We start from the raw sequence: 11681 nt of genomic DNA on the forward strand, positions 1-11681 counted from the left end.
GCTGACGCCCCATACTTGTTAAGATGTTGGGTTAAACTTCCTTGTTAAACTTCAGGCTTCGCCAAGTAAGGTCGCACTGATGGTACGAATACCCTGCCCGGTAGCACCGGCGGCCCAATAAGCATTGTTGTTGTTATTAAAAGCGGCCGCCAAATCAAAGTGCAACCAGCCTTTGCCTTCGTCAGGCACAAAGCGGCTTAAAAAACCGGCTGCGTTGCTGGCACCACCGGCGCCCCCACCTTTTACCGGCCGGCTGTTGGCCGTATCGGCATAAGCTGACGGGCACTGTTGTTGATGCCACAGTTCCAACGGTAACTGCCAGGTAAGCTCCTGCACTTGCTCAGCATAAGCCAGGGCTTTTTGCGCTAACGCTTTATCCAATGCAAACAGCGCATTATATTCTGCGCCAACCGCTGTCATAGCTGCACCGGTTAACGTAGCAGCATCAATAATAAGCCCGGCACCACTTTGTGCTGCGCACATCAGGCCATCGGCCAATACTAAGCGGCCTTCGGCGTCGGTATTGACAATTTCAACGGTAGTACCGTTTTTGTAGGTAATAATATCGCCCAGTTTATAGGCATTGCTGCTGATCAGGTTTTCCGCACAGCATAAAATCAGCTGTACGCGTTTATTCAGGCCCTGCAATATCGCCAGTGCCAATGCTGCGGTAACAGTAGCCGCGCCGCCCATATCACATTTCATTGTCAGCATGCTTTCGGTGGCTTTAATTGAGTAACCGCCGCTATCAAAGGTGATCCCCTTACCCACCAGCGCAGCGCTGACCGGTGCGTCGACATGGCCTGTCGGGTTATAGTCCAATACCAGCATTGCCGGTTTGCGGGCACTGCCGCGCCCTACAGCATGTAAGCCATTCCAGCCTTGTTCTAACAACTGCTCATCCAACAAGATATGGCTGCTAACCGTGCCTTCAGGGGCAATATCTTTAATAAAAGCTGCCGCCTGTTTTGCCAGTTGCTCAGGGTATAATTCATCCGGCGTTTGGTTTATCAGTTGTTTGGCCCAGCTAAAACACTGTGCCAGTTGTTCCAGTTGAGTCTGCGCGGCATCACTGTTAAACAACACTCCACCTTGTTTTTTGGCGTTGCAGAAGCCCTGATAAAATGCCCATTGCAGTTCCAAAGTCCAGTTATCACCGGTTAACTGCACCTGTGTCAAACCCAAATTATCTAAACTGCGCGCCGCCTTTTGCACACTGCGCTGTGCGTCTTTGGTATTAAAATGGATCTGAAAACCATTTTCGGTGGGCGTCAGTAAAGCTTTACCCCATTTGCTTGCTACTGCAGTTGCCTGTAGCTGAATTTGCACAACGTCTGTCATCTGTCACCCTTTTCATCAGTGCTGGTTTGCGTTAAATGCGATGCCGGTCAGTGTATCACAAGGCTTTACCAGCGAAACCCAGCCTCGTTATTCTGCAGCTGCGTTAAGCTAAAGTGACCGTTAAATTGGCGTAAATTAAATAAGATGACGATATGCCCGTCAGTCTGTATACTTCTGCGTCTTTTTAAATCTGATTGCGATGCCAGCAATATTCTGCTATCTATAGCCGCCATATTTTTTGCTTGGCATTATACAGGAGATGATTATGCCAGAAGGCAATACTACCAAAACGCTGGGCTTACTTGCCCTTGCAGGCGTAGCGCCATATCAGGAAGCTGTCGGGGAAGAGTATATGAACCCGAAGCAACTGGAACATTTCCGCCGCATTCTCGACGCCTGGCGTCAGCAGCTGCGCGAAGAAGTTGATCGCACCAAGAACCATATGGCAGATGAAGCTGCTAATTTCCCGGACCCGGTAGACCGTGCCGCTCAGGAAGAAGAATTCAGTTTAGAACTACGCGCCCGTGACCGTGAGCGTAAGCTGCTGAAAAAGATTGAAAAAACCTTGCAGAAAATCGAAGATGAAGACTTTGGTTACTGCGATACCTGCGGTATTGAAATTGGTATCAAACGCCTGGAAGCCCGTCCAACGGCTGACATGTGTATCGATTGCAAAACCTTAGCTGAAATTAAGGAAAAGCAGCTGGGCGGCTAAAGTGCCCGCTACAATGCCAGTTTCCAGCCCCGCTTATATCGGCCGGTTTGCGCCTTCGCCTTCCGGCCCACTTCATTTCGGTTCTCTTGTTGCTGCAGTTGGCAGCTATCTGCAGGCAAAAAGCCAGCATGGTCAGTGGCTGGTACGAATGGAAGACATCGACACGCCTCGCATGGTGCCAGGCATCGACAGTGATATTCTGCGCACACTGGAGCAATTTGGTTTACTGTGGGATGGTGGGGTGCTGTATCAAAGCCAACGTCTTGCGCGCTACAGTGAAGTTTTTAACCAGTTACAGCAGCAGCAACTAATTTATGCCTGCCAGTGCAGCCGCAAGCAAATCAGTGCTATGGGGGGTACTTACGACAATCGCTGTGCCACAAAGAATTTAAGCAGTAACAACCTGGCCTGGCGTCTGCGCAGCAACAATGTCAGTACCCACTTTACCGATCTGCTATATGGCCCGCAGCAGATAACAAGCCAACTGGCACAGGAAGATTATATTATTAAACGCCGCGATGGCTTATTTGCTTATCAACTGGTGGTAGTAGTGGATGATATCGACCAGGGTATCACCGAAGTGATCCGCGGTGCTGATTTACTGCAGATGACACCACGGCAACAAGCATTATTTAATTTGCTTGGCGCTGTACAGCCCGGATACGGCCACTTGCCACTGGCGGTGCTGGAGCCCGGATTTAAGCTCAGCAAACAAAATCACGCTGCCGCGATCAGCCAATGGCCCAAAGCACAGGTAATGAGTAAAGTATTGTGTTTTCTTGGCCACCCGCTACCAGCAGAGTTAGAGCAAGCCCCGGTTACGGAACAGTTAGGCTGGGCTATTAGCAACTGGCAGCTTGCCAACGTGCCGCGGCAAATGGAAATAAGCAATACAGAATTTCGTTAAGCCGGCCCGGTTTAATTCTTTTTTCGTTTCGGCTGCGGTATTATTAGCCGTTTTTAAAACAATGCAGCTCGGGGCTGTCTTTAGTCAGGAGAATTATCATTATTTCGCGAGTGTTAGATTTTTGCCGCCGCACTTTTGGCGGCAAGGCCACTAAGGCAAACAGCCAGAAAACCAAAACTGCAAGCAAAGTTCAACAGGCGCCCCGCCCGGCTCCGGGCGCCAGCATGCTACCTGCAGTGCAGCGTTTAAGCCGCGATCAGCATGCTATTTCACGTAAAGATATCAGCCCAAATGCACTTAAAGTGCTGTACCGGCTTAAAGACGCTGGTTTTGATGCTTATCTGGTTGGCGGCTGTATCCGCGATTTATTGCTCGGCCTTAAACCAAAAGATTTTGATGTGGTCACCAATGCCAAACCCGAGCAGGTAAAACAGGTGTTTCGTAACTGCCGTCTGATTGGCCGCCGTTTTCGTTTAGCCCATGTTGTATTTGGCCGTGAAGTGATTGAAGTTGCCACCTTCCGCGGCCACCACAGTGGCGCCGATGACGAAGCCGACACCGCACCTAAGTTAAAAACAGCCAGTTTAAGCGATCATGGCCAAATTTTACGTGACAACGTATACGGCACTATTGAAGAAGACGCTGAGCGGCGCGATTTTACCGTTAACGCATTGTACTACTCGGTAAATGATTTCTGTGTTTATGACTTTGCCAATGGCATACAGGCTATAACCGAACGAAAAATCGAACTGATTGGCGATCCGGAAACTCGTTATCGCGAAGATCCGGTGCGCATTTTGCGGGCGATCCGCTTTGCTACCAAGCTGAATATGCAAATTGCCCCAGCCAGCGCAGAGCCAATAGCACAACTGGCAGTATTATTGAAAAATATCCCGCCACCGCGTTTGTTCGACGAGCTGGTAAAGCTGCTACTAGCCGGTAAAGCCTTTGATAACTTTATGCTGATGCGCGACAGCAAAGTATTAAAGCAGTTGCTGCCGCAACTGGATAAACTGTTAAAACAGGAACCGGAAGGCAAGGCGTTTCAGTTAGCCACTAAAGCTCTGCAAAACACCGATGAGCGGGTTGAAGCTGATAAACCTGTCACACCAGCCTTTATTTTTGCCGCCCTGTTATGGTACCCGGTAGAGCTGCGCAGCCAAATGCTGATAACCGACGGTTTAAGTGAAATTGATGCAATGAATATCGCCATGACCGAAGTGCTGGACGATATTCAGCGCACTATTGCTATCCCTAAGCGTTTTACACTGTCAATGCGCGATATCTGGGCGCTGCAAAGCCGTTTAACCAAACGCGCCGGGCGCCGGGCCTTTAAACTGCTGGAACAACCTAAGTTTCGTGGTGCCTTTGACTTTCTGCAATTACGTGCCGAAGCCGAAGGCGGCAGCTTAGTTGAGCTGGCATTATGGTGGGAAAGATTTCAGTTTGCTGACGAAACCGACCGCCTGCAGCTGATCAACCAGCTGGGTAAAGAAGGCATCGACAAAGGCCCCCGTCGCCGTCGCAGCTATAAACGTAAACCCACGGTAGAATGATGACTCCGCTTCGCTGTTATATTGGTTTAGGTGCTAATCTGGACGAACCCGTGGCGCAATTGCAACAAGCGGTACAGGCACTGAAGCAGTTAGCCGGTAGTAAGTTGGTTGCTGTGTCTGGCTTTTACGGCTCTAAACCTATGGGGCCGCAAGACCAACCCGATTACGTCAATGCCGTAGCCGCGATAGACACCACACTAACGGCAGAGCAGCTACTCGATGCGCTGCAACAGATAGAACAGCAGCAGGGCCGTAAACGTAAAGCCGAGCGGTGGGGCCCACGCACACTGGATTTAGACATTCTGCTGTACGGCAATCAGGTTATCGCCACTGAACGCTTAACCGTGCCGCACTATGGCTTGCGTGTACGTGAGTTTGTACTGTATCCCCTTTACGAAATTGCACCCCAGCTTAACCTGCCGGACGGTACTGTATTATCCTCTTTACTGGCGCAGGTATCACAAAATGGCCTGCAAAAACTTCACAGCAGTTGCAGCTGATCGCACTTTGTGCGATCTTGCGCGTCCTGCGTTAATGGTCGGATGAGAAGATTATGGCTAAGATCACCACTGCCGTATTACAGAAAATGAAGCAGCAAAGCGACAAGATCACTATGCTGACAGCCTATGATGCCAGCTTCGCTAAATTATTTGCCGAACAAGGCGTAGAGGTACTGCTGATTGGCGATTCCTTAGGTATGGTGCTGCAAGGCCACGGCGATACATTGCCGGTTACCGTTAACGACATTGCTTACCATACCCGCGCCGTGCGAGCCGGTGCACCGGATGCGTTTGTCATCGCCGATATGCCGTTTATGAGCTATGGTACTCTGGAGCAAGCATTACAAAGCGTAGTGCCGCTGATGCAGGCCGGTGCCAATATGGTGAAACTCGAAGGCGGCGACTTTTTGCTGCCCACCGTAAAAGCCTTAACCGAGCGCGGCGTGCCGGTATGTGGCCATTTAGGTTTAACACCGCAGTCGGTGCATATCTTTGGTGGTTATAAAGTGCAGGGTAAAACCGATGCTGCTGCCAATACCATGGTTGCGCAAGCCAAAGCCCTGCAAGACGCTGGCGCCCAGTTGCTGGTGTTAGAATGCATTCCTACCGCCTTAGCTAAACGCATTACCGAAGCGCTGAGCATTCCGGTTATCGGCATTGGCGCCGGTAATGTTACCGATGGCCAGGTGCTGGTAATGCATGATTTACTTGGCATTAGCAGTGGCTATATCCCCAAATTCTCCAAGAATTATCTGGCACAAACCGGCGAGATCAGAAGCGCTATTGCCGCTTATGTCAGCGAAGTAAAAAGCCAGACTTTTCCTGCCAGCGAACACAGTTTTTAAGCCAGATGAAAATACTCAACTCTATTGCTGCGCTACGGGCACAAATCAGTGCCTGGCGCCAAAACGGCGAGCGTATCGCCTTTGTGCCCACGATGGGCAACCTGCATAATGGCCACTTAAAACTGGTTGATGTCGCCAAAAGCCACGCCGACCGGGTGATTGTCAGCATCTTTGTTAACCCGATGCAGTTTGGCAAAAATGAAGATCTCGATAGCTACCCGCGTACGCTGGAAGCAGATTGTGCCGGGCTAACCACCCATGGTACCGATGCGGTGTTTACTCCCACTCCGGATATCATGTACCCGCGCGGCCTCGATGTACAAACCTTTGTTGAAGTGCCTATGCTTGGCGATTTACACTGTGGTGCCAGCCGCGCCGGCCATTTCCGTGGTGTGTCGACTATTGTTTGTAAGCTGTTTAATCTGGTGCAGCCGGATATTGCCTGTTTTGGCCAGAAGGATTACCAGCAACTGGCCATTATCCGCCAGATGGTAACCGATTTATCCTTACCCATTGAGATTATCGGTGTGCCCACCGAACGGGCAGAAAATGGCCTGGCGCTGAGCTCGCGCAATGGTTATTTAACGCCAGAGCAATTGGCTACAGCCCCTCAGCTATATCAAGTGTTGCAACAACTGCGCGCACAAATTCTGGCCGGTAACCATGATTACCGCAGTCTGGAGTTGCAAACTAAACAACAACTGAGCGCTGCCGGTTTTACACCGGACTATATTGATATCTCTGATCAAACCGATCTAACGCTGGCAACCACTGCAGAGCAGGCTAAAGTGATTCTGGCCGCAGCCTGGCTGGGCAGTACCCGGTTAATTGACAACCTGGAAGTGTAAAAAACCTGCAGCAGATCAATACCCGTCACGTTATGTGCCTATACTCTAGCCTTATTGGCAACAGGAAGGCACTATATGTTCAAAGCGTTAGCGGGCGTAGCCCGACTTAATTTCCTTACCTTAACCGTGACTTGTATTGCGCTGGCAGCCGGGGCAAGCTGGCAGGCCGGGCACGCTTTACATCCGGGCACACTTGCACTGGTAACAGCAGTAGGATTAAGCGCTCATATCAGCGTAAATGCTTTTAATGAGTACTTCGACTTTAAATCCGGATTGGATTTTCTCACCGAGCGTACACCGTTCAGCGGTGGCAGCGGCACCCTTGTCCGCTACCCGACAGCCAGTACCTCCGCTTTAACATTGGCAATTGTCAGCCTGCTGCTCACCATTTGCGGCGGCCTGTACCTCAGCTATCAATTAAACTGGCTACCCTTAATGCTTGGCATGCCGGGCGTAGTACTTATTTATGCGTACACTCAATATGTTAACCGTTGGCCACTGCTGTGCCTGCTGGCACCCGGCATCGGTTTTGGCGTTTTTATGACACTGGGCAGCTACTGGGTATTGGCCGGCAGCGTCAGTGCCGCGGCCTGGGTGCTGGCGGTTATTCTACTGTTACTGATCAGTAATTTGTTGCTGCTGAACCAGTTTCCGGATGTCGATGCAGACCGGCGCGTGGGCCGGCGCCACTTACCTATTGTTATCGGCCGGCGGCGCAGTGCCATCGTTTACACCCTGCTGCTGTTGCTAAGTTACCTGGTGTTGTTAGCCGCGGTGGCAGGCGGCATTTTGCCCCGCCAGTGCCTGTTAGCACTACTTAGCCTGCCACTGCTGATAAAGCTGCTGCCGGGCCTGTTCCGCTACGCCGATCAACCCAAACAACTCACGCCCTACCTGGGCCTGAATGTACTACTATGCCACCTGTATCCGCTGCTGTTGCTGGCAGGGCTGATTTGGGCCGGTATTGGCCATAAGGCACTTTGATGCAAATACTGCAAACCGACATTATTGTGGTTGGTGGCGGTGGCGCCGGTTTACGCGCCGCCATTGCCGCAGCTGAGGCCGCACCGCAGCTAAGTATTACTTTGCTGTCAAAAGTCTATCCAATGCGTTCGCACACAGTGGCTGCCGAAGGAGGCGCAGCGGCGGTAACCTTAAGTAGCGACAGTGCAGCCGCGCATTTTCACGATACCATTAGCGGCGGTGACTGGCTGGCCGATCAGCCGGTGGTGGAATTCTTTGTGAAGCAGGCTTATAACGAGCTGGTACAACTGGAACACTGGGGTTGCCCCTGGAGCCGCCAGCAAGATGGCAACGTTGCCGTACGCCGTTTTGGCGGCATGAAAACCGAACGCACCTGGTTTGCCGCCGATAAAACCGGCTTTCATATTTTGCATACCTTATTTCAAACCAGCCTGAAATACCCGGCCATTAAGCGGCTGGATGAATACTTTGTGCTGGATTTACTGCGGTTAGGCGAGCAGGTAGTGGGAGTATTAGCTCTGGCACTGAACAGCGGCGAGCTGGTGCAAATTCAGGCTAAAAGTGTCATTTTTGCTACCGGCGGCGCCGGCCGGGTGTTTCATTACAATACCAATGGCGGCATTGTTACCGGTGATGGTATGGCACTGGCCTATCGCCACGGTGTGGCACTGCGTGATATGGAGTTTATGCAATATCACCCCACCGGTTTACCGGGATCCGGTATTTTAATTACCGAAGCCTGTCGTGGCGAAGGTGCGGTATTACTGAATAAACACGGCAAACGGTATTTACAAGACTATGGTCTGGGGCCGGAAACACCGTTAGGCCAGCCACAAAATAAACAAATGGAGCTGGGCCCGCGCGATAAACTCTCGCAGGCATTCTGGCATGAACAACAAGCCGGCCGCTGCGGCGACTATAACGGCCATGCGGTGGTGTATCTGGATTTACGCCACTTAAGCCGCGCGCATTTACAGCAGCGGCTGCCGTTTATCTGTGAGCTGGCTAAAGCCTATGTTGATATTGACCCGGCGCTGGAAGCCATTCCCATCCGCCCGGCGGTGCATTACACCATGGGCGGTATTGCTACCGACATCAACTGCCAAACCTCACTGCCGGGTTTATATGCCGTGGGCGAATGCGCCTCGGTCGGCTTGCATGGTGCTAACCGGCTGGGATCAAACTCGTTAACAGAACTGCTGGTATTTGGCCGTGTTGCCGGTGAGCAGGCAGCGCACTATGCCAGCCAATGTCCGCCGGCAGACAGCAAAGCACTGGGTGTACAAAGCGAAATGACACAGCGCTGGCTTAACCGTCGTTTTGGCACTAACACTACGGATTCGGTGGCACAACTACGCCGGGATATGACACTGGCCATGGAGCAAGGCTGCGGTATTTACCGCACCGGTGAGGGCCTGGCGCACTGTCAGCAACAGTTGCAGGCGCTGCAACAGCGTTATCAGCAGCTTAAAGTTACCGACCGCAGTAAGGTGTTTAACTCTGAGCTGATGCAATATCTGGAACTGGGCTTTGGCCTGGACGTGGCGCTGGCTATTTGCAGCGCAGCCATGGCCCGCACCGAATCACGCGGTGCGCATCAGCGGCTGGACAGCGGTATGACTACGCGCAACGACGCCGGGTTTCTGTGCCATTCGCAGCTGTATTATAAGGCGAACAGCTTACCCCATCTTAGCTGGCAAGCCGTGCAGATCAGCAGCCTGCCACCGGCACTGCGCAGCTATGGAGCGGATAATGCGATTGCAGAAAATAGTACTGATAGCACACAAGGAACACAGCCATGACTGAATATCAACTGTTGGTCCAGCGCTATGACCCGGAGCATGACAGCAAGCCGCAGCGGCAGCATTATACTGTACCGGGCGATCACACCACCTCAGTGCTCGATGCGCTGCTGTATGTGCAGCATCAGCTGGACCCGACACTGGGTTTACGCTGGTCATGCCGGATGGCCATTTGCGGCTCATGTGGTGTTATGGTTAACGGTATACCCAAACTGGGATGCAAAACCTTTTTACGTGACTATCACACAGACATCATTATCGAACCGCTGGCCCACTTTGCGGTAGAGAAAGATCTGATAGTTGATATGACACAGTTTCTGGCACATTTATCAGCTATCAAGCCCTATCTGATGAACGATTACAGCGGCACTGCGGTACACAAGCAAACACCGGCGCAACTGGCAAAGTACCAGCAGTTTTCTAACTGCATTAATTGCGGCCTGTGCTATTCGGCCTGCCCGCAATTTGGCTTAAACCCGGAATTTTTAGGCCCGGCAGCTATTACGCTGGCTCAGCGCTATAACCTCGATAGCCGTGACAACGGCAAAGCCGCACGTATGCCACAGTTAAACAGTAAAAACGGCGCCTGGGGTTGCACCTTTGTTGGTTTTTGCTCAGATGTTTGCCCTAAACAGCTCGATCCGGCCGCAGCGGTGAATCAGACCAAAGTGGAATCGGCAAAAGACTTTATTATCAGCATGTTTAAACCTTAAGGAACACGGCGATGAATATACCTGACAGCGCACGCAAACCTTATCAGAGCGAACTGAGCCGCTGGTGGTGGTTAAAGCACCGCGACTACCGGCTGTATATGCTGCGCGAAGCCACTGTGCTGCCGCTGCTGTTTTTTATCGGTTGTTTACTCTATGGCCTGTACTGCTTAACGCAAGGGTCAGCCTACTGGCAGAGCTTTCAGCTATTTATGCAACAGGGCTGGGTAATAGCGCTTAATCTGCTGGCTTTTGCGGCCAGCCTGTTTCACGCCAAAACCTTTTTTGCCTTGTTCCCGCGGGTTATGCCGCTGGCACCGGCAGCTCTGATGATCAGCGGCCAATGGCTGGCAACATTGCTGATAGCTACTGGCGTATTCCTGCTGTTTGGTGGTTGGCTATGAACAGTCCGAAACGTTCAGATGAACCTATCTGGTGGGCACTGTTTAGCGCCGGTGGCGTGTGCTTTGCGGTATTTCTGCCGGGGTTAATACTGGCACTTGGGATCCTGTGGCCGCTGGGGCTGCTTAATTCGTCCGTTCTGCAATATGCTCAGCTGCTGTCATTATTGCAAAGCGGCTACGGTTTAACCGGGCTGGCGTTTACCGGCGCGGTAATTTGCTTACCGCTGTTTCATGCGGCACACCGTATTCACCATGGCTTACATGATTTAAAGTGCGGTTATCGCAAGTCCAGCAAGCTGTTATGTTATGGCACAGCAGCTGCGCTTAGTATGCTGGCATTGTATTTAACCTTCCATCTGATACTAGCTGACTAAAAACTGCTGCCGGTTAATTTCAGCCTGTCGCTAATCAGCAACAGACCATGTATTTGATTTATAAAAATAAAATATCAGTACCAGGTTAAGTGACGCCGATTTGCGACAACCTGGCCTTGTCACTTCGCCAAACACCTGGCAAAATCAGGTTAACTTACTGTATTTTATTGTTTTTTTTATTTCTGGCACGGCATCTGCTATGGCTATAGTAAGGTTGCAAACAAGCCGGAGACGGAAAATGAAAAAAGCCCTTATTACTGCCCTGTTGTTACTAAGCGCGAATCTGGTACTGGCAAACGAATTTCTGAATAAAGTGAATCAGCAAGCTCAGCCACAAACAGCGATGATGTCTGAGGCTGAATTGGCGGCTCAGGAAGAACTTACTGCTGCATTATTTGCAAATGCAGAATTGCCTTAAAAAAGGCGGGAGGTAAGCCAACCGTTCGGCTAAAAACCGCTTCTGAATTTGGCTGCATCGATAATGGCCCAAAGATGAACAATAACCGCAATAATGCCGGGTATCACCAAAAACCACAGTGCATAGCCCACTACACATACCAGAAAAAACATAATTGCAGCAAGTATACGGCCCTGCACTAACTGACCTAAGCCCGGAATAAACACGTTACATAGTGCGGCAATAACATTGCCACCTGAACCCTGACCTGCCATAACCTTCCCCTATCTGTTGCTGT

The 11681-nt window shown here is 51.2% G+C and carries 14 protein-coding genes; 12 read left to right on the forward strand and 2 right to left on the reverse strand.

Annotation, left to right across the window (positions count from 1 at the left end):
• Positions 1-51: 51 nt before the first annotated feature.
• The gene (gene pepB / locus J3B89_RS05770; protein ID WP_215396567.1) at positions 52-1341 is read right to left on the reverse strand and encodes an aminopeptidase PepB; all 1290 of its coding nucleotides are present in this window, start codon (positions 1339-1341) and stop codon (positions 52-54) included.
• A 265-nt stretch (positions 1342-1606) separates the two neighbouring features.
• Between pepB and dksA the strand changes: the two genes are divergently transcribed.
• The 12 genes from dksA to J3B89_RS05830 all read left to right on the forward strand — a co-directional run bounded on the left by dksA (position 1607) and on the right by J3B89_RS05830 (position 11404).
• The gene (dksA, locus tag J3B89_RS05775; protein WP_008217905.1) at positions 1607-2056 is read left to right on the forward strand and encodes an RNA polymerase-binding protein DksA; all 450 of its coding nucleotides are present in this window, start codon (positions 1607-1609) and stop codon (positions 2054-2056) included.
• Positions 2057-2069: 13 nt separating this feature from the next.
• The gene (gene gluQRS / locus J3B89_RS05780) at positions 2070-2963 is read left to right on the forward strand and encodes a tRNA glutamyl-Q(34) synthetase GluQRS (protein ID WP_215396568.1); all 894 of its coding nucleotides are present in this window, start codon (positions 2070-2072) and stop codon (positions 2961-2963) included.
• A 224-nt stretch (positions 2964-3187) separates the two neighbouring features.
• A complete protein-coding gene (gene pcnB, locus J3B89_RS05785; RefSeq protein WP_215396569.1) occupies positions 3188-4519 on the forward strand; it encodes a polynucleotide adenylyltransferase PcnB in 1332 nt (443 codons plus the stop codon).
• Positions 4519-5019: a 2-amino-4-hydroxy-6-hydroxymethyldihydropteridine diphosphokinase gene (gene folK, locus J3B89_RS05790; protein WP_215396570.1), complete on the forward strand. Its 501-nt coding sequence runs from the start codon at positions 4519-4521 to the stop codon at positions 5017-5019. Before pcnB ends, folK begins: the two co-directional genes overlap by 1 nt.
• Before the next feature lie 53 nt (positions 5020-5072).
• Positions 5073-5864 (forward strand): 3-methyl-2-oxobutanoate hydroxymethyltransferase, encoded by a 792-nt coding sequence (panB, locus tag J3B89_RS05795; protein ID WP_215396571.1) that lies wholly within the window; start codon positions 5073-5075, stop codon positions 5862-5864.
• A 5-nt stretch (positions 5865-5869) separates the two neighbouring features.
• Entirely contained in the window at positions 5870-6712 is an 843-nt protein-coding gene (gene panC, locus J3B89_RS05800) for a pantoate--beta-alanine ligase (RefSeq protein WP_215396572.1), read from the forward strand.
• A gap of 75 nt (positions 6713-6787) precedes the next feature.
• The gene (locus J3B89_RS05805) at positions 6788-7696 is read left to right on the forward strand and encodes a prenyltransferase (protein ID WP_215396573.1); all 909 of its coding nucleotides are present in this window, start codon (positions 6788-6790) and stop codon (positions 7694-7696) included.
• On the forward strand, positions 7696-9498 hold the full coding sequence (gene frdA / locus J3B89_RS05810) for a fumarate reductase (quinol) flavoprotein subunit (RefSeq protein WP_215396574.1): 1803 nt from the start codon (positions 7696-7698) through the stop codon (positions 9496-9498). Before J3B89_RS05805 ends, frdA begins: the two co-directional genes overlap by 1 nt.
• Entirely contained in the window at positions 9495-10211 is a 717-nt protein-coding gene (locus J3B89_RS05815) for a succinate dehydrogenase/fumarate reductase iron-sulfur subunit (protein WP_215396575.1), read from the forward strand. The genes frdA and J3B89_RS05815 overlap by 4 nt, the downstream gene beginning before the upstream one ends.
• Positions 10212-10222: 11 nt before the next feature.
• Positions 10223-10612 carry a fumarate reductase subunit C gene (locus J3B89_RS05820; RefSeq protein ID WP_215396576.1) on the forward strand — a complete coding sequence of 130 codons (390 nt, stop codon included), beginning with the start codon at positions 10223-10225 and terminating at the stop codon, positions 10610-10612.
• Positions 10609-10986, forward strand: a complete 378-nt coding sequence (gene frdD, locus J3B89_RS05825) for a fumarate reductase subunit FrdD (RefSeq protein ID WP_215396577.1) — start codon at positions 10609-10611, stop codon at positions 10984-10986. The genes J3B89_RS05820 and frdD overlap by 4 nt, the downstream gene beginning before the upstream one ends.
• Positions 10987-11224: 238 nt before the next feature.
• Positions 11225-11404, forward strand: a complete 180-nt coding sequence (locus tag J3B89_RS05830; protein ID WP_215396578.1) for a hypothetical protein — start codon at positions 11225-11227, stop codon at positions 11402-11404.
• A 29-nt stretch (positions 11405-11433) separates the two neighbouring features.
• On the opposite strand, the gene J3B89_RS05835 is transcribed toward J3B89_RS05830, so the two are convergent.
• On the reverse strand, positions 11434-11658 hold the full coding sequence (locus tag J3B89_RS05835; protein ID WP_215396579.1) for a hypothetical protein: 225 nt from the start codon (positions 11656-11658) through the stop codon (positions 11434-11436).
• Positions 11659-11681: the final 23 nt, after the last annotated feature.

It is taken from the genome of Rheinheimera oceanensis (assembly GCF_018831085.1).
Lineage (GTDB): Bacteria > Pseudomonadota > Gammaproteobacteria > Enterobacterales > Alteromonadaceae > Alishewanella > Alishewanella oceanensis.

Excerpts from the sequence above, each read along its gene's own strand:
- frdA (WP_215396574.1), top strand. The coding sequence starts at position 7,696 with ATGCAAATACTGCAAACCGACATTATTGTGGTTGGTGGCGGTGGCGCC.
- J3B89_RS05835 (WP_215396579.1), bottom strand. The coding sequence starts at position 11,658 with ATGGCAGGTCAGGGTTCAGGTGGCAATGTTATTGCCGCACTATGTAAC.
- J3B89_RS05815 (WP_215396575.1), top strand. The coding sequence starts at position 9,495 with ATGACTGAATATCAACTGTTGGTCCAGCGCTATGACCCGGAGCATGAC.
- gluQRS (WP_215396568.1), top strand. The coding sequence starts at position 2,070 with ATGCCAGTTTCCAGCCCCGCTTATATCGGCCGGTTTGCGCCTTCGCCT.
- J3B89_RS05820 (WP_215396576.1), top strand. The coding sequence starts at position 10,223 with ATGAATATACCTGACAGCGCACGCAAACCTTATCAGAGCGAACTGAGC.
- folK (WP_215396570.1), top strand. The coding sequence starts at position 4,519 with ATGACTCCGCTTCGCTGTTATATTGGTTTAGGTGCTAATCTGGACGAA.
- frdD (WP_215396577.1), top strand. The coding sequence starts at position 10,609 with ATGAACAGTCCGAAACGTTCAGATGAACCTATCTGGTGGGCACTGTTT.
- J3B89_RS05830 (WP_215396578.1), top strand. The coding sequence starts at position 11,225 with ATGAAAAAAGCCCTTATTACTGCCCTGTTGTTACTAAGCGCGAATCTG.
- panC (WP_215396572.1), top strand. The coding sequence starts at position 5,870 with ATGAAAATACTCAACTCTATTGCTGCGCTACGGGCACAAATCAGTGCC.
- panB (WP_215396571.1), top strand. The coding sequence starts at position 5,073 with ATGGCTAAGATCACCACTGCCGTATTACAGAAAATGAAGCAGCAAAGC.
- dksA (WP_008217905.1), top strand. The coding sequence starts at position 1,607 with ATGCCAGAAGGCAATACTACCAAAACGCTGGGCTTACTTGCCCTTGCA.
- pepB (WP_215396567.1), bottom strand. The coding sequence starts at position 1,341 with ATGACAGACGTTGTGCAAATTCAGCTACAGGCAACTGCAGTAGCAAGC.
- J3B89_RS05805 (WP_215396573.1), top strand. The coding sequence starts at position 6,788 with ATGTTCAAAGCGTTAGCGGGCGTAGCCCGACTTAATTTCCTTACCTTA.
- pcnB (WP_215396569.1), top strand. The coding sequence starts at position 3,188 with ATGCTACCTGCAGTGCAGCGTTTAAGCCGCGATCAGCATGCTATTTCA.